At 51.2% G+C, this 21,247-nt stretch carries 21 protein-coding genes; 1 reads left to right on the top strand and 20 read right to left on the bottom strand.

Features of this window, described 5'->3' with window-relative positions; translation table 11 throughout:
- From mreD to pilM, 20 genes are all read right to left on the bottom strand, one after another.
- Nucleotides 1–480, bottom strand: coding sequence for a rod shape-determining protein MreD (gene mreD, locus CDA54_RS04120; RefSeq protein ID WP_099033744.1), 480 nt, complete (start codon nucleotides 478–480; stop codon nucleotides 1–3).
- Nucleotides 473–1,339: a rod shape-determining protein MreC gene (gene mreC / locus CDA54_RS04115; protein ID WP_099033743.1), complete on the bottom strand. Its 867-nt coding sequence runs from the start codon at nucleotides 1,337–1,339 to the stop codon at nucleotides 473–475. Before mreC ends, mreD begins: the two co-directional genes overlap by 8 nt.
- Nucleotides 1,340–1,418: 79 nt before the next feature.
- Nucleotides 1,419–2,462, bottom strand: a complete 1,044-nt coding sequence (locus CDA54_RS04110) for a rod shape-determining protein (protein WP_062475200.1) — start codon at nucleotides 2,460–2,462, stop codon at nucleotides 1,419–1,421.
- Between the two features lie 633 nt (nucleotides 2,463–3,095).
- Complete coding sequence (locus CDA54_RS04105) at nucleotides 3,096–7,214, bottom strand: DUF6701 domain-containing protein (RefSeq protein ID WP_099033742.1); 4,119 nt, start codon at nucleotides 7,212–7,214, stop codon at nucleotides 3,096–3,098.
- Nucleotides 7,211–7,678: a type II secretory pathway protein gene (locus CDA54_RS04100; RefSeq protein ID WP_099033741.1), complete on the bottom strand. Its 468-nt coding sequence runs from the start codon at nucleotides 7,676–7,678 to the stop codon at nucleotides 7,211–7,213. Before CDA54_RS04100 ends, CDA54_RS04105 begins: the two co-directional genes overlap by 4 nt.
- Nucleotides 7,668–8,465 carry a PulJ/GspJ family protein gene (locus tag CDA54_RS04095; protein WP_099033740.1) on the bottom strand — a complete coding sequence of 266 codons (798 nt, stop codon included), beginning with the start codon at nucleotides 8,463–8,465 and terminating at the stop codon, nucleotides 7,668–7,670. The genes CDA54_RS04100 and CDA54_RS04095 overlap by 11 nt, the downstream gene beginning before the upstream one ends.
- Entirely contained in the window at nucleotides 8,465–9,103 is a 639-nt protein-coding gene (locus CDA54_RS04090; protein ID WP_099033739.1) for a type IV pilus modification PilV family protein, read from the bottom strand. Before CDA54_RS04090 ends, CDA54_RS04095 begins: the two co-directional genes overlap by 1 nt.
- On the bottom strand, nucleotides 9,093–9,635 hold the full coding sequence (locus CDA54_RS04085; RefSeq protein ID WP_099033738.1) for a type II secretion system protein: 543 nt from the start codon (nucleotides 9,633–9,635) through the stop codon (nucleotides 9,093–9,095). Before CDA54_RS04085 ends, CDA54_RS04090 begins: the two co-directional genes overlap by 11 nt.
- Nucleotides 9,636–9,649: 14 nt before the next feature.
- On the bottom strand, nucleotides 9,650–10,159 hold the full coding sequence (locus tag CDA54_RS04080) for a prepilin-type N-terminal cleavage/methylation domain-containing protein (protein WP_099033737.1): 510 nt from the start codon (nucleotides 10,157–10,159) through the stop codon (nucleotides 9,650–9,652).
- A gap of 154 nt (nucleotides 10,160–10,313) precedes the next feature.
- The gene (locus CDA54_RS04075) at nucleotides 10,314–10,919 is read right to left on the bottom strand and encodes a prepilin-type N-terminal cleavage/methylation domain-containing protein (protein WP_099033736.1); all 606 of its coding nucleotides are present in this window, start codon (nucleotides 10,917–10,919) and stop codon (nucleotides 10,314–10,316) included.
- 52 nt (nucleotides 10,920–10,971) lie between these two features.
- Complete coding sequence (locus CDA54_RS04070; RefSeq protein WP_099033735.1) at nucleotides 10,972–11,478, bottom strand: hypothetical protein; 507 nt, start codon at nucleotides 11,476–11,478, stop codon at nucleotides 10,972–10,974.
- Nucleotides 11,479–11,489: 11 nt separating this feature from the next.
- Entirely contained in the window at nucleotides 11,490–12,710 is a 1,221-nt protein-coding gene (locus CDA54_RS04065; protein WP_099033734.1) for a type II secretion system F family protein, read from the bottom strand.
- Nucleotides 12,711–14,438: a GspE/PulE family protein gene (locus CDA54_RS04060; RefSeq protein WP_099033733.1), complete on the bottom strand. Its 1,728-nt coding sequence runs from the start codon at nucleotides 14,436–14,438 to the stop codon at nucleotides 12,711–12,713. It abuts the gene before it with no gap.
- A gap of 5 nt (nucleotides 14,439–14,443) precedes the next feature.
- Nucleotides 14,444–15,523 (bottom strand): hypothetical protein, encoded by a 1,080-nt coding sequence (locus CDA54_RS04055; RefSeq protein ID WP_099033732.1) that lies wholly within the window; start codon nucleotides 15,521–15,523, stop codon nucleotides 14,444–14,446.
- A complete protein-coding gene (locus CDA54_RS04050; RefSeq protein ID WP_099033731.1) occupies nucleotides 15,520–16,428 on the bottom strand; it encodes an ExeA family protein in 909 nt (302 codons plus the stop codon). Before CDA54_RS04050 ends, CDA54_RS04055 begins: the two co-directional genes overlap by 4 nt.
- Before the next feature lie 2 nt (nucleotides 16,429–16,430).
- Complete coding sequence (gene mshL, locus CDA54_RS04045; RefSeq protein WP_099033730.1) at nucleotides 16,431–18,095, bottom strand: pilus (MSHA type) biogenesis protein MshL; 1,665 nt, start codon at nucleotides 18,093–18,095, stop codon at nucleotides 16,431–16,433.
- Nucleotides 18,085–18,438: a hypothetical protein gene (locus CDA54_RS04040; protein WP_099033729.1), complete on the bottom strand. Its 354-nt coding sequence runs from the start codon at nucleotides 18,436–18,438 to the stop codon at nucleotides 18,085–18,087. The genes mshL and CDA54_RS04040 overlap by 11 nt, the downstream gene beginning before the upstream one ends.
- Nucleotides 18,435–19,091 carry a type II secretion system protein GspM gene (gene gspM, locus CDA54_RS04035; protein ID WP_099033728.1) on the bottom strand — a complete coding sequence of 219 codons (657 nt, stop codon included), beginning with the start codon at nucleotides 19,089–19,091 and terminating at the stop codon, nucleotides 18,435–18,437. The genes CDA54_RS04040 and gspM overlap by 4 nt, the downstream gene beginning before the upstream one ends.
- The gene (locus tag CDA54_RS04030) at nucleotides 19,088–19,699 is read right to left on the bottom strand and encodes a PilN domain-containing protein (RefSeq protein ID WP_099033727.1); all 612 of its coding nucleotides are present in this window, start codon (nucleotides 19,697–19,699) and stop codon (nucleotides 19,088–19,090) included. The genes gspM and CDA54_RS04030 overlap by 4 nt, the downstream gene beginning before the upstream one ends.
- On the bottom strand, nucleotides 19,696–20,619 hold the full coding sequence (pilM, locus tag CDA54_RS04025) for a type IV pilus biogenesis protein PilM (RefSeq protein ID WP_099033726.1): 924 nt from the start codon (nucleotides 20,617–20,619) through the stop codon (nucleotides 19,696–19,698). The genes CDA54_RS04030 and pilM overlap by 4 nt, the downstream gene beginning before the upstream one ends.
- Nucleotides 20,620–20,826: 207 nt before the next feature.
- On the opposite strand from pilM, the gene CDA54_RS04020 reads away from it, so the two are divergent.
- Nucleotides 20,827–21,216 carry a hypothetical protein gene (locus CDA54_RS04020; RefSeq protein ID WP_099033725.1) on the top strand — a complete coding sequence of 130 codons (390 nt, stop codon included), beginning with the start codon at nucleotides 20,827–20,829 and terminating at the stop codon, nucleotides 21,214–21,216.
- The last annotated feature ends 31 nt before the right edge of the window (nucleotides 21,217–21,247 follow it).

The raw sequence follows: 21,247 nt of genomic DNA, 5'->3' as shown, positions 1-21,247 counted from the left end.
TTAATTCACCTTGAGTTGTCGACGTACTTTGCGCAGGACAAGAAAACACCACGGCCAGAACAGCATAGTGGTTAACACCGGCCAAAGGTAAGTAAACAGAAAATAGATATCGGTAAGCAGATGCTGTAACCAGAAAATAACCAAATGGTACAACGACGTCAGCAGGCCCACCATAAAGGCCTGTTGCCATACTGAGTAATTACGCAGGCGCTGATAATTGGCGGCAAGGATAAAGATCGCCAGACTCAGAGCGAAGCCATGAATTCCCAGTGTGGTGCCAAGTAACAGATCCAGTAACAGCCCGTTAATAAAAGCCACACCGACATTTACCCGTTGTGGTAATGCCAGGGTCCAATACGCCAGCACCAGAAATACCCAGTCAGGCCGGAAGGGATCGGCGATGATCGGCATAGGCATAATTTGCAGCATCAGCGCTACCAGCATGCTGATTGAAATGGTGTAATTACGCAGACTAAACATCCGTTGTCTGCCCCCGGTCAATGACTGGTTCCCGCGGTGCGTCGTCAGGCCAGAGCAATAGCAGATGCTTGAGCCTTTCCAGTTGTGCTGCAGGTTTTGCTCTTATCAGGGCGAAGGGGCGAGTCTCATCACGGATTACGGCGGTGACTTCGCCGACCGGATAGCCTTCCGGGAAAACATGCCCTAAGCCTGATGAAACCAGAATATCCCCTTCTCTGATATCAGTGCTATGGGGAACATGATTGACAGACAGGCGTGATAGCTGACCGGATCCTGAGGCCACCAGACGTACATCATTGCGCACGATTCTGACCGGCACGCCATGAGTAACATCGGCGATCAGCAATACTCTGCTGGTGGTTGTGCCGACCTGCATGACCTGGCCGACAATGCCTTTGTCATCCAGTACAGGCTGACCTTCATAGACACCATTGATGGTGCCTTTGTTGATCACGACCTGATGACTATAGGGATTGTTGTCAACGGCCATCAACTCGGCCACAATTTTTCTCATGCCCGGGCGCACAGGTGAGCCGAGCAAGCTTCGCAGCCTGTCGTTTTCTTTCTTCAGCAGGTTAAAGCGCTGCACTTCCTCACTCATAAGAATATTTTGCTGGGTAAGGCGGGCATTTTGCTCCAGCAGTTCACGTTGTGTGGTTACCGCACTGGATGCCTGGTTGAGCATCTGTCCGGGTAGATTTGCCATATATTGCAATGGGCTCACCAGCGAGTTCAGATACACTCTGACTGTGCTGAAACTGTCCAGCCGATGGTCGAGAATTATCAGTAACAAAGACAGCAGACTGGCAAGAATCAATCTGCTGAGCAGTGAGGGGCCTCTGGCAAAAATTGTATCCATATTAAACAGTCAGTCTCTGGATACAGAGCGGGTTCATCGCCAACGTGCTCTTAACTATAATCATCGCCGGCTGCCCACTTTACTCGTAGCTGAACAGATCGCCGCCGTGCATGTCGATCATTTCCAGCGCCTTGCCGCCGCCACGGGCCACACAGGTTAGCGGGTCATCCGCAATCACTACAGGAATACCGGTTTCTTCCATCAACAGACGGTCAAGATCTTTCAGTAATGCGCCACCGCCTGTCAGTACCATGCCGCGCTCGGAAATATCCGATGCCAGCTCTGGCGGAGACTGTTCCAGCGCTACCATTACCGCCGAAACGATACCGGTAAGCGGCTCCTGCAGGGCTTCAAGAATTTCATTGGAATTGAGGGTGAAACTTCTGGGCACCCCTTCGGCCAGATTCCGGCCACGTACTTCAATCTCGCGAACTTCTTCGCCGGGGTAAGCGGCACCGATTTCGTGCTTGATACGTTCAGCGGTGGCCTCACCAATCAGTGAACCAAAATTACGACGAATATAATTGATGATAGCCTCATCAAATTTATCACCACCGATGCGTACCGACGAAGAATAGACCACACCGTTGAGTGAGATAATCGCCACTTCGGTAGTACCACCACCAATATCCACCACCATAGAGCCTGTGGCCTCAGAAACCGGCAGTCCGGAGCCGATGGCGGCTGCCATGGGTTCATCAATCAGGAATACTTCACGGGCACCCGCACCCAGTGCTGACTCGCGGATCGCCCGGCGCTCAACCTGAGTCGAACCGCAGGGAACACATACCAGTACCCTTGGGCTGGGGCGCAGAAAGTTGTTGTCATGTACCTGTTTGATAAAGTACTGCAACATTTTTTCGGTTACGTAAAAGTCGGCAATCACGCCGTCTTTCATCGGCCGGATGGCCTTAATATTGCCCGGAGTACGGCCCAGCATGCGCTTGGCTTCGGTGCCTACTGCTGCAACACTCTTGGGGCCACCGGCTCGCTCCTGGCGAATGGCAACCACCGAGGGTTCGTTGAGCACTATGCCCTGATCCTTAACGTAAATCAGTGTATTGGCTGTACCCAGGTCGATAGATAAGTCATTGGAAAACATTCCACGAAGCTTTTTGAACATGAACAGACCCGGTCCTTAAAGTCCCTATTTTGGATAAAACAGGGTATTACTGCAGATTGCCTAACTTTACCAATGCCCCGGTCACTGCACAAGTTGGCAGTGGCTACTTAGGTATAAAAAAAGGTAAAAAATGAGTTTTTTTGCCCTTAGCCGGAAATTTCCGGCCAAAGTCAGAAAATCTGTCTTTTTGCTGCATGCATAATGGCCTGATTCAGACAACAGAATCGCAGGAACATTCCATGGCAAGCAGAATTCCTGAAAGCACGAAAAAGAAATTAACCACAGAGGCACGAAGGACGCAGAGGTTTTAAGGCATGGGCCTGCATTTCTCCGTATTCTCTGTGGTTATATTGAATCTCGCAGAGGCGCAAAGCCGCAGAGGAAGAACAAAACAGGTTGTTGGTATCCCTGCGTCTCAGCGTCTCGGCGAGAGATAGTTTTTTGTTCGTGGGTTTAGTGCCTGAAGCACCGTCATGCCCGAATGCCGTTATCGGGCATCCAGCGGCCTTTAAAAAAGACAAAACTAACTTCACAGAACAGAGGCATCAAAGGTTTAGCCCCCTTACTTCTCTGTGACCTCTGTGTCTCTGTGGTGAATTTATTCTTTTTGCGCTTTTTGTGTCTGTTGCAGTGCTACTCAAACACTTCGCGCCAGTGAATAATGCGATCATTGCCGCGGTACTGGCCAAATGTGGCGACGGCGGCCGGTTCACTCAGTGCAGCACCGTCTCCCTGCCAGTCAAATTTCAGCCATTCAGGGAGGGGCTGCCATTGCACCTCAACCTCTCCTGTTTCTCCCGGGGCGGCTAACACAAAACCCTGCATTGGTACCAAAGGGCGCCCGCCGGTAACGGTGTTATCACCGCTGGCAGAGGTGGTGAGGGTGGTGGTCAGTTGTAAATCGCCAGCGTTGTATGTCGTACAGTTGTCATCTGTATTCAGCATCCAGCGCGTACCGTTATAGTATTCCAGTTGCAATGGCACCGGCAGAGGCTCAGTTTCCTGACCGTACGCATTACTTAAACGGGCGCGGCCATAGCGCAGATTGGCGCTATTAATGTTGCTGATGCTAAAGGCCCGACAAGGCGCGGAGGGAGATGGAGAGGTTTTGGAGCATACTCCATCGCTATCGGTCAGTGCCGCTTCGCTGATAGTGATATCCAGTGAGGAGTCAAAGGGTGTCAGCGGCGTAACCCCTTTTTCGTAAGTCACCCTGGCATTGTCGATACGATATATGCCCTCACCATTATAGGTATCCAGCTGTAACTTAGTCAGTTGTTGGGTTGCAACATTGGCTGTTACGGCCTCGCTGTAGCTGCTGTCACTGTAACTAATCTGGTTGGGAATATCCCAGCTGCCAAGACGCCACAAGTTATTGGTATAATTATTAGTCACCTGACTTTGTTGGTTGAATGCTTTGATGCGGATTGCTGGCTGCAACGAGTTAACTTGATCAAAACCTATGGTCTCACCTACATAACTAAAGGGGGTTGTGCCCTCGGTACAGGTGTTGAGCAATTGAGGTGTATCTGCACTGACACTAAAATAGGCGGGGATAAAGCGGCCCAGAGCCAGCGTATTGGAGCCGATGCTACCGGCGTTCATATAATCCGAATCCTGCAATTGTATCTCTATGCTGCCAACTTCAGAATAACTCACCGATGCACTGCCAGCGCCATTATCAAAACCAAAGGCATTTTCATTGCTGATTTGTGTAAATACCGCAAAGGCGGGATTACGACTGTCCACATTTTGGTCGCCTAGGCTTAGTTCCCCTTGCTCGCCCTCATTTAACGGCAGAGCTTTTATTAATTGCAGGCGAAGGTCGCTGTTAGTTACGGGATTTCCATCACTGACATTATAGTTTGGCGTGATCCCCCCTGCTGCGCCAATAGCCTGAACGTTCAGGTTAAAATCGGCACCGGCAATATGGGGATTATTATTATCGGCGCTCAGCACCAGTGCGGTGGGTTTAACCACAAAGGTATTGCTTAACCCTATGGCATTTTGCTCGCTGTTTCTGACCCTGAGCTGCACCTGCCCCGCATCGTCATAGCGCAGCCATGTTGCCGGGATAGTGGCAATACCCTGATCATTAAAGGTGATACCGGTGCTGAAATAATCGTTGGGATTGCCGGTAGGGGAATCATTGCCTACCAGCATATTGTTATTGCAGGAGGCCGGATCCACGCAATCCAGCGCCAGTTCTAATTCCTGGTCCTGCAGATCTGCTTCACAGGTGCCGGCCTGGGCTAACCCGACATAAATATCTTCAGTAAAACCCTTTTGAGAGAGCTGATTGGGGATGACGGTGACCGGAGATGACCATGCGTCCCAGGACAGGGCCAGCCCCACTTCGACGAAGTCGATTTCACAATTTGATGCCGTATCGCCGATATAACATTCAACCGGAGCTTGTGGATCAGTATTGATGGCACCGATAGTCGCCACGCCGGTCTCATCAACACTCAGTGCGGAAGTGGTGGAGGCATTAAAAGACAAATTCGTGGCTGACCAACTGCCTTTATCGGTGGTCAGGCTAAGTGATGCTGCATTACCATATAAATCTTTACAGTCGGGGTCGGCGCAGGCCTTCACGGTGACCTCACTGGCGCCGCACAGGTAGCCGGTCTGGTTATGTTGCAACCGGTAATGATGAGGGCCAACAAAAATATCCTCTGCTTTAATGGCGCAGACTTCGAGATTATCGATTTCATGGATATTGATCGACTCTCCGGTGCTGCCGGTAAAGCTGAGCAAAAAGTCTTCCGGTACCACAGGTTGTTGGTCGGGGAATTCGGAGAATACATCAAAAGATGAAATTAACTCGACAAAGCCGCTACCCGTGTCCCGGCTGACACTGATAAAAGAAGTACCGGTGATCTGCGAGTCCACCACAATACGATAGCGATGGGCGGGGCCAGGTGTGGCCCCGGGTACATCAATGGCAGGGTTGAGCCCAGTGGCAGCCTTTAAAAATGGATAGTCATTTTGCGCCGCGCCGCGCAGGGCGATGCTGTCAGGCCTGAAGCCGACGCCACCGTTTCGCCCTTCAGTATCATTGGAGAAATTACCATATTCATCCAGGCCTATTCCCAGCCAGCCACCGGCGAAGCCAGCATCGCCATTATTACGCTGAGCATAGCCCAAAGAGCCCCCGAAACTCCCTGATTGGGGGGTGACATTGGCATCAGAAAGCACCACAGCAATACCATCGGCGCTGTTACCATTGTAGGCATAATAATCAAATTCAATTTCGACTCTGTTGCCAGCCGCCGGAAATTTCTTGTTTAAGGTAATGCGGGTGGATTGCTCGGATGCTGCCTCAGTCAGCCTGACTCTGCCATTAACAGGCGCGGGTATAAATGAACCTGAACTGGTGGACACCTGCCAGTTTTGTGCAAAATCACCGATGGACTGGAAGGTATAATTGTCACATTGCAGATCCGGTGTCGGACAATCTGAGGTATTGGTCCGGTCGGCGTTTATCTGGGCACTGCTCTGAACATAATTATACACCCGCCACTCATCTATTAAGCCATCGGCCGAATTGCCGGTGGCCGATGCTGATGTGCTGCGATTATCGCCAATATATAAGGTGTCAAGTTGTGGCAGGCCTTCGTCCACGGCGACATTGTCAATATTCACCAGTGACTGCTGAATGCCGTTGATATGCAGTTTTTGTGTATTGTTTATTGCATCCCATGAGAAGGCGATATGTACCCAGTCAGCTGAGGTAAAGTTGTAATTCACCTGACTGAAAACACGTAACGTATCACCATCGGATTCCGATATATTAAAGCTGATGCCGCCCTGACTATTCATCCCCAGAGCAAACTGGGCATTGCTGGCTGAGGAAGCATCAAACAGCATTTTACTACGCCCGATTTGCGACCAGTCTTCATTGCTGCGATACCAGAACGAGATGGTACCTTTGTCGCCGATATCATTCACATCCAGTTGAGAATCGACGGCATCCTGTGTGAAGCGGTTGCGGTTATCGGGAATATTAAGGGCACTACAGGATATTTTTGATGTCAGCAACAATGGTTCAGCACTGCCTGTGCTACCGGCATGATTACCCTGGCCGGAGATATCCAGTAACCAGTCCGGCTGTTCGTAGGCCAGCCATTGCAGTTGTAAAGCGCTGCCAGGACAAGCGCCCTGATTCGCATTGATATTGCATTGCTCACCACCAATAATGCCGCCGCAACTTTGGTTTTCACCACAGGGGGCGTTCACATAACCGGTGATTTCGCCATTATTAGCAACGCTGCCCGTTGCGTTAAGATTGCCGTCTATCAGGCCAGTGATGAAAATGGTGCTGGTTTGCACATTTCCGGTCACCGAGCCATATAACGCTATGCTGCCTGCACTGATAATATTGCCAGTCACATCTCCGGAGAGGGTGATGCTACCCGATGCCTGGATATTCGCTCTTAGAAACACATTGTTGGCAATACTAATGGTGTTTGCCTGAATGTCTAAACTGGTCGGTGTGCCGGGGGCATTTCCGACAAACCCACTTTGTAGGGTCAGATTGCCGTCAATATTCAGTGAAACAGCTTCGCTAACCGTAATAACATCATCAGAGGCCAGAATTAGATCTGCTGAACAGTTAATGACGTTGCCAATGGCAGAACAATTAGCACCAGGTAAAGAGGTTGCATCATCGGGGAGCGTATAAGTTGCCGAATAGCTGATTCCTGGTATCAGCAATAGCAGCAGAAAAATAATCGTAAGGCGGCTCATAATTCCACCCTGGCATCTACGAAAGCCGTGCGGGAGGTTACCGCATCGCCCGCCTCGCAGGTGCCGGTACTGGTAAACTGGTAATAGCGGCTATCACCCGTAGTCTCCACACTGCAACTGCTGCTGACACTGCAATTTCGCAGGCCATCCATGCTGAAGGTGACAGCGGTGGTGTTATCACAGGCAGTGGGGTCATTAAGGCTTTTGTCGACACACACTGAATTAACCGAGCCCGGCGGGCAAAGGGGAAAGGCTTCGGTCAGTTTGGCTTCAAGACCTGATTGGGCAGCCTGGTGGGCACGCAGCCCGTACACTTCAAAAATCAGGCTGTCGCTGGAGGCAGATAATAACCGGGTCAGCGTCAGAGCAAGAAACGCCATCACCACAATCACAAACAGGCTGATCACCAGCATACTGCCGCGTTGATGCCTCGGTAAACAACGGGGGTGAGATCTATGGAACATTGGGCAAATGCACTTCGCTATTAAAAACCACCAGCTCTTCGTTAAGCTCAAATCTGAGCTGTAACTGTACCAGAGCATTTCTGTTCAGCGTAGCAGACTCCAGTGTAAAGGGCCGGTCATTCGCATCAGTGGGGTCATTGATAATATGCCGGGCCATCAGTACGCCGGTGCCAATCCCTGCATTAGTGGGGCTTTCAGACTGTACGTCGCGATAGGCGTAGCCGGTATGACGGGTAAGCCGGCTATTCCCTGACAGGCAGTAGCTAACAGGCTCCCGGCCAATATACAGACGCCTGGCCGGGCTATCAGTGGCAAACTGATGGTCTGATGTGAGGAGCAGGGTGTTACCGGATACCGGGTTCGCATCGGGGGCGACATTATGGGCATCGCCTCCCAGATATATATGGTCAGGCTCAAGGGGGTATACAACCACTCTGTCGTTCATTTCTCTTTGATAATTGCCCAGACTGGCCAGTTCAATTTCATCTGTGGCGGGTTCGGGGGAAACCGCGATATCCTCATAAAAGCTGCTCCATGCAATAGGCGCAAATTCGATACAGCGGGAATTGGCAGAGATTCTGATACTGTTGGGTACGGCGCGGCGCAGCTCACGATTAAGCCGCTCCAGTACAAAACGTGCCTCACTTAAGATTTGATCCCGTTCGGTCACATCCACATAAATCCGCGTACCAATACTGACAAAGCTGAAAACGCCCACAGAAACGATGGCCAGTATAACGATTACGCTAACCAGTTCGATCAGCGTAAAACCACGAGTTCGTTGCATCAGTAGTTACCCCGGTAAGTCGTAAAATCCAGGGTTTCACTGTTGGGTGTGGTAATACTGACACGGATAAGCTTCAGGGAACTGATGGCACCGTCGTTATTGCCATCCATATTGCCATCGTAAAAACCCTCTACGCTAACCAGAAAGTCCTGGTAAAGGGGCTGAAGTGATGGGTTCATAGGCCTGTCGGGCGTATTCAGCACCGTTACGGCATTGATATTACTGATACAGAAATAATCATCCACATCATTAAAGCTGTCTCTGTTGCTGCAATCTTCCCCTGCGTCCAGCCCCAGCCCTGCGGCTGTTGTACATAAATCTGCATTTCCATCGCCATCCATATCTTCACCACAACGCTGTGAGCCACCACTGCGATCGGAATTTTGATCAAATGACTTGGCGCTGATTTCATTCAACAGCGACTGCGCCAGTTCTGTGGCCCGGGCCTGGTAGATGGGGTCGATACTGCGTGTTGACTGGGGCAGCAAAAAACTGGTGATCAGCGTCAGGGCAATACCCAATACGATAATGCCGATCACCATTTCAATCAGGGTGAAACCCTGAGAGCATCGAATGGCTTGAGAATGAGCACCAAAGCGACCCGAAATTCGTCCACCCGGTATTCTATCAGCAGGCATAAATATAGCCTTCAGATGCCACACAGACTCTGGCGCTGGCCGTGCCGGTAACGGTCAGAGTACAGCCACTTGATCCGGTACAGATGGCCTGCTGTGCATTATCCACCGGGCGGCCGAGGCCATCAAAACCAATATGGTCGACCGCACTGCCACCGTCTAGCGCACTGAGCAGAAGATTGTCATCTGACATATCAGTCTGGCTGGTACGCAGATACTCAGGGGTGGAATAGTCGATACTGGTACTGCAACTCTGAGCCTGTTGCGCCGCACCACCGCCTGGTGAATAGGCCAGTGTCGGGGGGCCGAAGGCCGGAGCTGTGGTATTCAGATTAATCTGATAGCAATATCCGGGGCGGGTATCCTGCATGGCGCGGGTCTGCATATTGCGCAGCGCACTGACAAGGCGTGCCTGATAACTGTATTCGGCGATCCCATCGGTGCCCTGAAAGCGACTGTAGGCTGATACCGCCAGCACACCCAGAACGGTGATCACGACAATCAGTTCTAATAAGGTGTAGCCGGCGGTTTTCATGTTATTGGTCGGATTTAGCAGCTACCGGCAACCACGGTAATAACCGGAGAGGCGCCGCCACCCGCTGAATTAGTGTAAAGTACATGGCAACTAGCACCATCGGTGCCGGTTTCCTCAAAATCTACCGTAGCGCCATCGGGGTGTATACCAAAGCCACCATCAGCAGGGCCCGCCGCGGTTGCGTCGGCACCAACAGGTTCGACAAGAGTCCATTCGGCAGATGGAAGCTCTACCCACTCAGAAAGCATCGCTGTGGTCATTGCATCGGCATCGGGATAACCATCACTGGTTGTAACGCCTGCTCCAATATTGGCGTTTCCAGCTCCATTCTGCTCACCTGCAATCGCTGATTTAGCATAAACCAGTTGCGCACCACCCTGCATTGCAGCCTTGGCGCCCTGCAGCGTGGAGGCTGTGGCATCGGACTGAATATCAATAAATTTAGGTGCTGCGGTGACCGCCAAGATACCCAGAATCACGATCACGATGATCAGTTCGATTAAAGTAAAACCTTGTTGTTTCATAATATTATTGCCTCAAGTTACTAATGGCTATCCCTTGTTCTTATTGTGCTGTCTTCCATCCTGAAAGCAACTGTTTTAGTTGTAGGTCGGAATCTATTCCGACAGTAATGCTGGCCTTTCGCATTGATGTCGGAATAAATTCCGACCTACAGGCCTACTGATTGCTGAATGTGATGACCTGGCCGATGCGGGGGTCATAGACAAAGCCGTTACCATCGCTGTTATCAATGGGCTCGTTCTGCTGATTTTTAATCGTCTGAGTCAGGTAGTAGTAACACACATCATTACCGGCTGGTGCAATGCCGTCGGCACTGCTGGTAAAATAGCGATGAGAGTCAAAAGGGCGCTGATTCCACTGTGATGTAATAGTGGGCGCGCTTTGCATAATCAGGTTAAAGATACTGACGCAGTCCAGATCCACCAGAGAGTCATCTTCGGTACTGCCATCATTGGTGGCTTCACCGGTGGGATAACCGGTGTCTTTGTCGATGCCAATCTGAATACCGCCCACTGTCACAAAGGTGATGTTGGCGCCTCCGTTTTGCGCCGGCCTGCCTTCCAGCTCCCACTGGGCGCGCACCAGTCCGACTCCGGTAGCGAAACCTCCGGCCACGCCTTCAACGGTGGCTTTCTCGGCATCTTCTGTCACTTCCAGCATACGTGGCAACGCAACAGCCGCCAGCAGGCCCAGCACTACCACCACAATAACCAGTTCGATCAGGGTAAACCCTGCGGATTGTTTGTTGATTTTCATAGCCATCCTGTTATCTCTGCTACCTTAATTCGATTAAAAACCTTTCAGCACCGGTGTCTTATTGTTTAATAACCTGCCCGGTATATATCCGGTAGTCAAAATAGGGGCCTGTAGAAACCCTGAACCGGCACATGCTGTCCAGTGCCTTACCACTCATTTTGACACCATCGAAAAACTCACCATAGACTTTAAAATTATTCACCTGCATCGGTGTATTTAAAACAGTTTTCCAGAGCCTGTCGCAGCCCTCGGCGCTGGGCTCTACTTTTGGCCAGCCCAGATGACTCATCGGGATAGGTCGCCTGTCTGTTTCATTTCCATCCCGGTCGTACTGGATCTGCAAAATTCTTGTTGGCCGCCCTTCCGCTTCCCACTGCCAGCGCGCACTGACTACACTGCGGGCCATCTCTTCAGCGAGCAAATCCAGCGTGGTCTGCTGCAGATCTTCCTCGCTGTCTTCGAAATACCAGATAAATGTTGCCATCAGTGAGGAAAATATCAGTACCACGGCAACCTGCATGATCAGCCGCATTTGTCGGTTCTCACTGTCTGATTGTTGGTTCATTTTATACTCACTCAGCGTCCCCGGTACGCATTCATCATGTCCCACATGGGTGTAAAGATTCCCAGCGCTAATACCAGTACCATAGCCGCAACAATGGCAATCAGCACAGGTTCGATCTTTGAGGTCAGGCTTTTAAGATCATAGGCGACCTCGCGTTCATAGAAATCGGCGACATCGGTAAGCAGCTCGTCCACCTGCCCGGTTTCTTCGCCGACACTGATCATCTGTAACACCAGTGGTGTAAACAGCCCGCTCTCGGTGCAAACCCGCGACAGGCCTTCGCCCTTTTCAATGTTTTTGCGCATTTTCAGTATCTGTTTACTCATATAGCTGTTGTCTACGGCATCGGCTACCAGAGTCAGAGCGTGAGTCAGTGGTACGCCGGCCCTGACCATCATCGCGAAGCTGCGGGCAAAGCGTGATAATAGTGAACGTTCGATAATATTACCGATGGCATAGATTCTGAGTTTTCGTCTGTCCCAGTTCAGACGGCCTGAGTCACTTTTCAGATAACGGCGCACTGCCCAAACTAAGGCGATGGCACCAAGCAGTAACAGGTGCCAGTAATTGACAAAGACATTGGACATGCCAATCAGAAAGCGGGTCATCAGTGGCAGTTCGGCACCGAGGCGGTCAAACATGCCAGAAAACGTAGGTATGACCACCAGATTCATTATTACCAGGGCCACGACAATGGCTATCATGACAAACATGGGGTAGCGGGTGGCGGATTTGATCTGTTTGCGGGTTTCCTGCTCACTCTCCAGATATTGAGACAACAACAAAAATGCCTCATCCAGCTTGCCGGTATTTTCCCCCACATGCACCACACTCACAAATAACGGGCTGAATACCTTAGGGTGACGGTTCAGGGCACTGGAAATATTCCGCCCGCGCTCTAACTGCTCCACCACATCCACAAGGGCCTGCCTGAGCCGTTTTGAACCAGAGGACTCGGCCAGCCCGCCAATGGCACGCAAAATAGGAATGCCCGCTTTACTGAGGGAATACATCTGGCGGGCAAAAATTACCATTTCTTCCAGGGTCACGTCAGGCGTAAGTAATTGGTCTATAAAGCTATTCTGGCGACGCTCTTGTTGCGGCCGGATTTCAATCGGGATCAACTCCCGATTGAGCAGAATCTGTGCGGCTGTCGCCTGATCCGCAGCTTCAAGACTGCCGTCCTGCAAGGCACCGCTGGCACTTCTGGCTTTATAGCTGAACATTGCCATTTACCCTGCTTCCCCGGTCTGTTGTTCCGCTACCATTTCCACCAGTTTCAGGACTTCCTCGACACTGGTCACACCCTGACGGGCATAAGCCAGCGCCGATCTCGCCAGCGGGTGATAGCCGGGGCTGGCTTTGGCGATCTGGCTGAACGCAGACGTGTCGTCTGACTTCAGCGCGTTCATCATAGCGTCGGTCATTTCCAGCAACTCGAACACACCGATTCGGCCCCGATACCCTGTATTATTGCAATTATCGCAGCCTCGTCCCTGTTTAAAGCTAATCTGTCCGATGTCATCACTCAGGCCGCCAAGCCAGAACACTTCTTCCTGGCTTGGTTGATAATTTTCACTGCATTTCTCACACAGTCTGCGCACCAGTCGCTGAGCGACAATGGCCCGCAATGAGGTGGCAACCAGATAGCCCGGCGCCCCCATATCCAAAAGACGAATGGCACTGGATATCGCGTCATTGGTGTGCAGGGTCGACAACACCAGATGGCCTGTCAGTGCGCCACGCAGACCGATTTCCGCCGTCTCATTGTCACGCATCTCGCCCACCATAATAATGTCGGGGTCCTGGCGCAGGGTGGTTCTGAGTATGCTGGAGAAGGTCAGACCGATCTTATTGTTAGTCTGTACCTGGTTGATTCGCGGCAGGCGATATTCTACCGGGTCCTCCACGGTAATAATCTTTACCCCTGGCTGATTCAGCTCGCTTAACGCGCCATACAGTGTGGTGGTTTTGCCCGAGCCGGTGGGACCGGTGACCAGTACCATGCCATGTGGTCGGTGCAGCAAATGGCGGAAACGATCAAGCATAGCCCCGGGCATACCTGTTTCATTAAGGCTCAGCAGCCCGGCTGATTGATCCAACAGCCGCATCACCACAGATTCGCCGTGTTGTACCGGCATGGTAGACAGACGTACGTCGATACTGTGACCTTTAACCTTGATATGAGTACGGCCATCCTGTGGCAGTCGTTTCTCGGAAATATCCAGCCCTGACATCAGCTTAAGACGCAGTACCAGCGCCGAGGCGATATTACGTTCTTTAATCAGGCTTTCCTGTAGTACACCGTCTACGCGCAAGCGAATACGCAGCGTGTCTTCATCGGGCTCGATATGGATATCCGAGGCCTGCATCTGCACAGCATCTTCGAAAATGGATTTTAGCAGCCTGGCAACGGCGGTATCACCGCCCTCGGTGGCCAGGTCGGCAAAGTCAAACTCATCTGACTCGCTGTGTTCACTGGCCAGCTCCTGAGCAAAGGAGGCGATATCTTCGGTACGCCGGTAATGTCTGTCAAAGGCGCTGAATAATTGCGACTCTTTTACCACTGCAACCTTAATCGGCTTCGCCAGGATACTGGACAGGGCATCCATAGCGGCGAGATCCGCAGGATCACTCATGCCTACCAGCAGGTGATCCGGGTGTTCTTCGAGCACCAGAGCCCGGTGACGGCGGGCCTGCACTTCAGGTAACTGTTTTACTGCATTAGCATCCAGGTTGCGCTGGCTGATGTCGATCAGCGGCACCTTTAACTGTTGGGAGAGAAACTCCAGTAACTGCACTTCTTTTACCAGCCCCAGATCCACCAGAGTGTGGCCCAGCTTTCGTCCACTTTGCTTCTGTGCATCCAGCGCCTGTTGTAGTTGCGCTTCGCTGATAATGTTTTCATGAACCAGCAGATCACCCAGGCGCATTTTAAGTTTTGGTTGTAAGCCTGCCATCCTGATTACCCTCCCAGCGCCATCAGCCGTTGCTGCACAAAATCACCTATTTGTGGTGGTGTACTGGCACCGTCCAGCCAACGGTAAACCTCTATAGCAGCCTGATGCTGGCCGCCCTGATCCAGTGACACCGCCAACCCCAGACGCCACTTTATGTTGTCTGGCTGATAGCGGCTCAGTAACGCATAATCATGCTGTGCCTGCTGATGATCCTGCTGTTTTTGTGCTAAACGGGCTCTGAGTTGAATATAGTCCGGATACTGCAACACGTTAGGATTGTGACCCTTGAGCAGCATCAGTGCTTTATCTGTTTGCTGGTTATGATCATAAAACCGTGCAAGAGATTGCAATAGTGACAGCTCCTGAGGGTAAAGCTCTACACCTTGTTCCAGTAACAGGCCGCTGTGAGCCGTGGCACCATTTTTTAGCAACAGGGCGGCCAGTTTGCGTCTGACCTGATGATTATCAGGCTGTATCTCAAGCATTTTTTTAAGCCCTGAAATCGCTTCTGTCTCTGTGTTGTCGGCCATCGCTTTGCTGACCTCGGCTTTTAGTTGCTGCCAGCGTTGTTCGGCGTTACTTGCGGCCTGGGTTTTACTGAAAGCCACAGGTTTCTCTGTTTGAACAGCAGGCTGTGAACGCTCAGTCTGTACCGGCTTATTTGTAGTCTGCTTTTCAGATGGCAGAGCCAATGCTGGCGTCTCTTGCTGCACCACAGTGTCGTCGGCATCAGCAACAGCTTGTGCGTGTAACTCCGGCTGCCGGGTGATGGTGTTAATGACCTCTGCTTCTTCAGGCTCTGTTACTGCTTCTTCAATCTGTTTGTCAGTTGAAACTGACGGCGCCGTTGTCTCCGGAGAGCTTTGTGTCGCCTGCGGTGTTTGTTGAGGTGGCCGGTCCGGTTCGGTGATACTCCACAGTACCGGCCAGAACCAATAGATTACGGCTGCAACTACCGCCAATGGCAATACGCCAAACATCCACCAGCCATGGCGGCGCTTCGCCGGCGGTTGATAGTTGGCGCTGTTTTGCTGCTGTTGCTGGCGCGTCTCCAGATCCTGGAGCATCTTATTGACCACACTCATAAGGTACCCGGTGGATAAAAGTAATAACTGCCTAATACCAGCATGACCAGCAGCAATGAGGCATACAGCCACAGCCACCTAAAGGAGCGGATTTTCGAGGCAGCTTCAGTATCAGCAATGGCCAATTGAACATGCCGGGGGCTGACCTGCAGCTTACCCTCCCCGTAGGCCAGCATCAGCGCCTTGTGACATAACACATTGACGATTCGCGGCGTGCCCTGTGATGCCTTGTAGAGCATTTTTCCACATCGGCGGTTAAACATTTCTGTACCCCGGAAGCCTGCTACCTGCATACGATGCTGCACGTACTGGATTAGCTGATCCAAATCCATGCAGGCAAGCTGGTAGCTAAATGTAATGCGTTGTTTTAGCTGGCGTAACTCAGGCAAAGCCAGTTTCTGGTCTAATTCTGGCTGACCAAAAAGCACCACCTGTAGCAACTTTCTGGACTCGGTTTCCAGGTTGGTAAACAGACGCAGGGCCTCAATGCTTTCAACCGGCAACGCCTGTGCTTCATCAATAATCAGCACTGCCGCTTTATGTTGCTGGTTAATTTCAATTAACCGCTGCTGAATACGCTGGGTAAATTCCTGCTGGTCGGCATCAACACTCAATGTGACGCCAAGTTCACCAGCTACAGCGGCACGTAATTCCGCCGGAGACAGGTAAGGGTTGGGGATATAGGCAGAGACAAAATGCTCTGGCAATTCATTGAGCAATTTACGACAAATCAGGGTCTTACCCGTGCCCACTTCTCCGGTGACTTTAATAAAACCTTCACCGGTTTTAAGTGCGGTAGTGAGTACGTCAATGGCCTGATTATGACTGGGCAGGCCAAAAAAGTAGCTGGTGTTGGGCGTCAGCGTAAACGGTAATTCCTGAAGGCCGAAGTGATACAGGTACATATTCAGTTCGTGTCCGTCCAGTCCCGGATCTGATCCCGGCTGCTTCTGAGCTGCTGCTGCCAGGTTCCACGTTCCACTACTGTGGGTTTAAGCAGGATTACCAGTTCCTTTTTCTGTTCTGATTCCCGACGATTTTTGAACAGCTCCCCAAACAGCGGAATAGTGCCAAGAAGCGGAGTTTTTGAATGGGTTTCATTGATGATGGTCTGCATCAGCCCACCAATCACGACAATCTCACCGGTGCGGGCGTGGATAACGGTATCAGATTCACGAATATTGCTCTGTGCCAGCGGCAATACAAACCGTTCTTCGTTGAGTGTGACAACTTTTTCCTGTTCCTGTGTTTCTATCACCGAAGGGTGCACATGCAGGAGCACGCCGCCTTCGGCATCGATCTGTGGGGTCACATCCAGTGCGATACCGGAAAAAAACGGGGTCAGTTCAATATTTGGGCCTGTGGAGGTGGTGGCTGCAGTGATGGTGCTCTGACTGGAAACGTCAGTGACAAAATATTCATCATCGCCGACCTTGATCACGGCTTTCTGGTTATTCGTTGCCGTGACACGCGGACTGGAAAGCACCTGCATATTGCCCTGAGTTGACAGCAATGTCAGTACGCTGGAAAAGCTGCCGGTTTCAAACTGAAGGCCGGTAATACCGCCGAGGCTGTTACTGATGGCGTTGCCCACATCCATGCCGGAGAAGCTGATAGGGCCAAGACGGCTGCTATTAGCGATTTTGGTCCAGTCAATGCCTTGTTGATACTCGTCATTGAGTGTGACCTCTATGATCCGGGCTTCCAGTACGACCTGACGTTGCACGGTTTGCTCGGTCAGCTGCAGATAATTCTGTACTGCCTGAATTTCCTCTGGCATCGCTTTGATTGTCACCAGGCCTGCCTGGGGGGAAACAATAACCACTCTGCCGTCCTGGTCTCCGATCAGGCTTTGCAGGGATTCTTTGAGATCTTTCCAGAAATCTGTCTGCGTGCGGGTGAGGATATTGGTGCCGTTACTATTGCTGGAGTTGCTGTTCAGATTGCCACTGTTGCCATATTGATTGCCGCCCGTCAGCTGGTTGCCACCAAAGCTGTTGACGTTATTGCCATTGTTGTTATTCCCGCCGCCCTGGGTGGAAACGCCACCGGACACAATGCTGGACTGGGTGGCACCGTCTCTGGTCATCATCAGGTAATTGACGGCAAAGGTTTCTGTGCGCATGCCGGATGGATAAATACGAAAGACGCTGCCACTGCGTTGTACATGATAACCATAAAGACCCGACACCAGGTTAAACACCTCACTTAAGGTAACCTGTTTGAGATCCAGGGTGATATTTCCGGTTACCCCGGGGTGGATGGCGACAGAATAAGGAGTACCTTCCACCAGTCCTGCGAAGAAGTTCCGGGCATCGGTCTGATCAGCAGCGATATCGTAGCGTTCTTCGCTAAACAAGGGGGTTTCCTGCTCTGCGGCATCAGGCATTAGCAATAACCGGGAAACCTGCTCGGGTAATTGCTCCAGTTTTTTATTATCCTGAGGTGAGGGGGTATCACTGTTGTCTATTGCTTTATCCAGCGAACGGCTGGCATCTTTGCCAACCTGATTGCTCTGACAACCGGCAATGGATACCAGCAGTGATAAAAATATTACATGCTTAAAAGCCATTGGCTTTACCTTTTGTCAATGTCTTACCTTGTCTGAGGGTAACTTCAATCTCATTGTCGTTATGTCTGAACAGCACCGACCCGGCGCGGATCTCAATCAATTCCATCTCTCGCCAGCGCTCACCGGGATACAGCGCATCACCCTCCACTATCGCATAGCGACGCTGCGGGCCAATAAAAATCGCGGTCACCGAAGGTACTCCGTTGGCAGTATCCTGCACTGGCTGCCCGGCAATGGCTATAGAACCGGCTTGTTTGGGTGGTTGAGTTGGATCCTGCAGTACTTGTGCCTGTACAAGGCCACCGGCAATCAACCCAAAGCACAACAGTCGTTTTATGATCATATTCCTACAAAGGCCTTATCAGTACTGAGTGTAGACAGCTCAATTTCCATTCTGCCAACAGGAGGCTCCTGCACACTATAGGCCATGCGTTGCCAGTGAAAACGCCAGGGCAGCATCTCCAGTTCGGTCAGATACGCCTGTAAGGCAAAATATTTGCCTTCGACTATCAGTATTAACCCTTGCTGGTACAAGCCGGGCATGGATTGTTCACTCCCGTCTTTGGCCTGATCCTGCTCGGTGAGATTAACGGCTGGCAGCGAGCGCATCTCCAGTAAATGCAGATCATCGTTCTCAGCCAACAGTGCCTGCAACACATTGCGCATGCGATGGGGAGGAATCAGGTCGCTGGTATCATCATCAATCTGCTTTTCCAGCTCTACCTTTTGCAACATTAGCTGGCTGATGCGACGCTTAACAGCGGCATCGGGATCCTGGCTGCCTGCGATCAGAGCGGCGGCCTGGCTTTGCAAAGCAGACGATTGTTCTTTGTGCTGCGCGATCTGATTTTCTAATTGCTGAACCCTGAGTTGTGAGGGCTCAACAAACAGCATATAGCCGCCATAGAGGATCAGGAAAAGCCCGGCTATCAGCACCAACTGGCGTTCCCGCGGTTGTCTGTCACTGAACCATTGTTGCATTTGCGTATAATTCATGGCGTTGGCCTCAGTGAGTTGTCAGCCCGCAGTTCGGTGGCACCAAGAATAAAGTTAAGCTGACGATCTTCGTCTCTGAAGACCTTCAGTGAGCCAAATTCGGTACCGATGAAATAATCGCTTTTGCCTAACTTTTCCATCCAGCGAGGCACCGATTCTGCATTCAGACTCTTGCCCTGCATCTGCAGTCTGCTTCCGGTAACGCTGAACCGGGTCAGCCAGATATCCTGTTGGTGTTGACTGGCCAATGCCAGCATCAATTGTGCATAGGTTCCGCGACCCGCTTGCTGCTTATTATCTAACTGTTTCAACAGGTACTTCTGAGCCAGGATTTGTTTCTGCAGCAGTTCGGCCTGTTGCACCAGCCTTTTGTCTGGTTGGGCATTTAATTCGTCGGTGACGTGCTGCAACCTTAGTCTGGCCTCTTCCAGCTGACGTTTCTCTGTTTTCTCGGTGGCCTGCCATTTATCGACTTCGGCGCTGCTGTACAGGGACCATCCCGCTATAAATATCATCGCCAGCAGGCAGCAAACCAGCACCAGGGTGAGATTGAGCGACTCCGCGTCGGGCTTCAGGGACGGCTGATAAAAATTGACCTGGTTTTTCATGTCACTGCCCCGTTTCGCTGCCGCAGAGCTGCTCCCAGGCTGGTAGTGGTCGAGGGTGAGATACTCAGCCCTTCAGCTTTATTGATGTCTGTTTCGAGCAGGCTGGTGTCGATCATCAGCATTTGTTGCAGGGTCTGACTCAGCTCTTCAATAAAGGGAGTATCGATACAAATCAGCAGTTTTCTAGCCTGGGCCTGGCGCAGCTGACTCTCGAAATAGTCCATTGAGCGCTGGATCTCCAGACTCAGGGTTTCGGCAATGCCCTGTTGTATTTGTTCCAGGCCATAGGTGCTGAGCTGTTCATAGCCTTTTAACCGTCGACTGAAATACAGCTTCTGCTCACGGATAATACTCAGGCAGATCTCTTCTCCCGGTTCCTGCATCAGCGTGATCTGTGCCTGTTCAGTGGACTCCAGCAGCTGGCACTGGCTCAGTTCTTCAATCCCCATAGTCTGTAAGTCCAGGCCGGACTGGGTTATGCCTTCAGACACTTCTTTGACCAGGGCCGTTGGCACTGCAACCAGATTGACTTTATTGCTGCCGGTAGGTTGAGCAGGCAGATCAAAATAGTCGATCGACATTTCTTCGCTGCTGGCCAGCAACTCTTTGGCTGACCAGCGCAATGCCTGAATCAACTCCTGCTCTTCAACGGCGGGGCGGTCTACCTGCATCAACTGATATCTGTTGGTAGAAAATACCAGATGGCAGGGGGTGCCAGCGGCCTGATGCTGTTTAACCCATTGTGACAGGGATTGCTGCCAGTTTTCTATGGGGAGTCGCTGTTGCAGAACCCAGTGCAGCTTATTCTGTTGTCGGGAGATCACCGATATCAGAAGTGCCTGTTGTCCGAACTCAATGCCGATAGCAAAGAATGCAGAAGACTTAGCAAATCTGTTTGTGATTTTTCCCCAAATAGCCAAGCGCAGTATACCTTTGTATTAATTGTTATAATTTGTATCAATTAGAGCAGACATTAACTTTCTGTACCAGCCCCCTGTATAAATCCCGGAAACATCTGCCGGTGTTTAATCAAACACTGATGATAGTGTAAGACGGTGGGAAATAGTTGCACAAGTTGAGATCTGGTCTATTGATTAAAGCAGGGTCGTGTAAGGGAAAGCAGATTAATGCAGCACACAGAGGTTACGGAGAAATTCAGGGCTACACACTGCTACGATAGGGAGTCCGGGCTTTTGCATATTACCGCTTGCGGTTTGGCTGAGCCGGAAGACATTCTTGCCATGTACAATAAAATTATGCAGCTGAGTCAGCGCTATGATTGCCATAGAGCATTAATTGATATGCGGGAAATGGTAAAGAATGTTGATGACAACAGATTGCTGGCGATGATGGATCAGTTAGACAGTTTACTCAGGCGTATTCGGGTAGCCAGAGTCGTTAACGCCGGGGATCAACAACAAGGTCTGGTGCAGTCAATAGCGGATAGCAGAAACTATCCGCTGAAAAACTTTTCCAGTCAGGATCAGGCCCTGGCCTGGCTGTTGCCGGGTCTGTAACAACATTAGTTGTTCTGAGTGGTTGATATAT

This window comes from Lacimicrobium alkaliphilum (assembly GCF_002591895.1).
GTDB lineage: Bacteria > Pseudomonadota > Gammaproteobacteria > Enterobacterales > Alteromonadaceae > Lacimicrobium > Lacimicrobium alkaliphilum.
Note: the sequence above shows the minus strand (reverse complement) of the source record. Positions and strands in the feature narration are given on the sequence as shown.

Bases quoted from the DNA above. Each gene is read 5' to 3' on its own strand.
- CDA54_RS04105 (WP_099033742.1), bottom strand. From the start codon at position 7,214: ATGAGCCGCCTTACGATTATTTTTCTGCTGCTATTGCTGATACCAGGA.
- CDA54_RS04085 (WP_099033738.1), bottom strand. From the start codon at position 9,635: ATGAAAACCGCCGGCTACACCTTATTAGAACTGATTGTCGTGATCACC.
- CDA54_RS04040 (WP_099033729.1), bottom strand. From the start codon at position 18,438: ATGATCATAAAACGACTGTTGTGCTTTGGGTTGATTGCCGGTGGCCTT.
- gspM (WP_099033728.1), bottom strand. From the start codon at position 19,091: ATGAATTATACGCAAATGCAACAATGGTTCAGTGACAGACAACCGCGG.
- CDA54_RS04090 (WP_099033739.1), bottom strand. From the start codon at position 9,103: ATGCCTGCTGATAGAATACCGGGTGGACGAATTTCGGGTCGCTTTGGT.
- CDA54_RS04070 (WP_099033735.1), bottom strand. From the start codon at position 11,478: ATGAACCAACAATCAGACAGTGAGAACCGACAAATGCGGCTGATCATG.
- CDA54_RS04075 (WP_099033736.1), bottom strand. From the start codon at position 10,919: ATGGCTATGAAAATCAACAAACAATCCGCAGGGTTTACCCTGATCGAA.
- CDA54_RS04065 (WP_099033734.1), bottom strand. From the start codon at position 12,710: ATGGCAATGTTCAGCTATAAAGCCAGAAGTGCCAGCGGTGCCTTGCAG.
- CDA54_RS04060 (WP_099033733.1), bottom strand. From the start codon at position 14,438: ATGGCAGGCTTACAACCAAAACTTAAAATGCGCCTGGGTGATCTGCTG.
- CDA54_RS04110 (WP_062475200.1), bottom strand. From the start codon at position 2,462: ATGTTCAAAAAGCTTCGTGGAATGTTTTCCAATGACTTATCTATCGAC.
- CDA54_RS04100 (WP_099033741.1), bottom strand. From the start codon at position 7,678: ATGTTCCATAGATCTCACCCCCGTTGTTTACCGAGGCATCAACGCGGC.
- CDA54_RS04030 (WP_099033727.1), bottom strand. From the start codon at position 19,699: ATGAAAAACCAGGTCAATTTTTATCAGCCGTCCCTGAAGCCCGACGCG.
- CDA54_RS04080 (WP_099033737.1), bottom strand. From the start codon at position 10,159: ATGAAACAACAAGGTTTTACTTTAATCGAACTGATCATCGTGATCGTG.
- mreD (WP_099033744.1), bottom strand. From the start codon at position 480: ATGTTTAGTCTGCGTAATTACACCATTTCAATCAGCATGCTGGTAGCG.
- mshL (WP_099033730.1), bottom strand. From the start codon at position 18,095: ATGGCTTTTAAGCATGTAATATTTTTATCACTGCTGGTATCCATTGCC.
- mreC (WP_099033743.1), bottom strand. From the start codon at position 1,339: ATGGATACAATTTTTGCCAGAGGCCCCTCACTGCTCAGCAGATTGATT.
- CDA54_RS04050 (WP_099033731.1), bottom strand. From the start codon at position 16,428: ATGTACCTGTATCACTTCGGCCTTCAGGAATTACCGTTTACGCTGACG.
- CDA54_RS04020 (WP_099033725.1), top strand. From the start codon at position 20,827: ATGCAGCACACAGAGGTTACGGAGAAATTCAGGGCTACACACTGCTAC.
- CDA54_RS04095 (WP_099033740.1), bottom strand. From the start codon at position 8,465: ATGCAACGAACTCGTGGTTTTACGCTGATCGAACTGGTTAGCGTAATC.
- CDA54_RS04055 (WP_099033732.1), bottom strand. From the start codon at position 15,523: ATGAGTGTGGTCAATAAGATGCTCCAGGATCTGGAGACGCGCCAGCAA.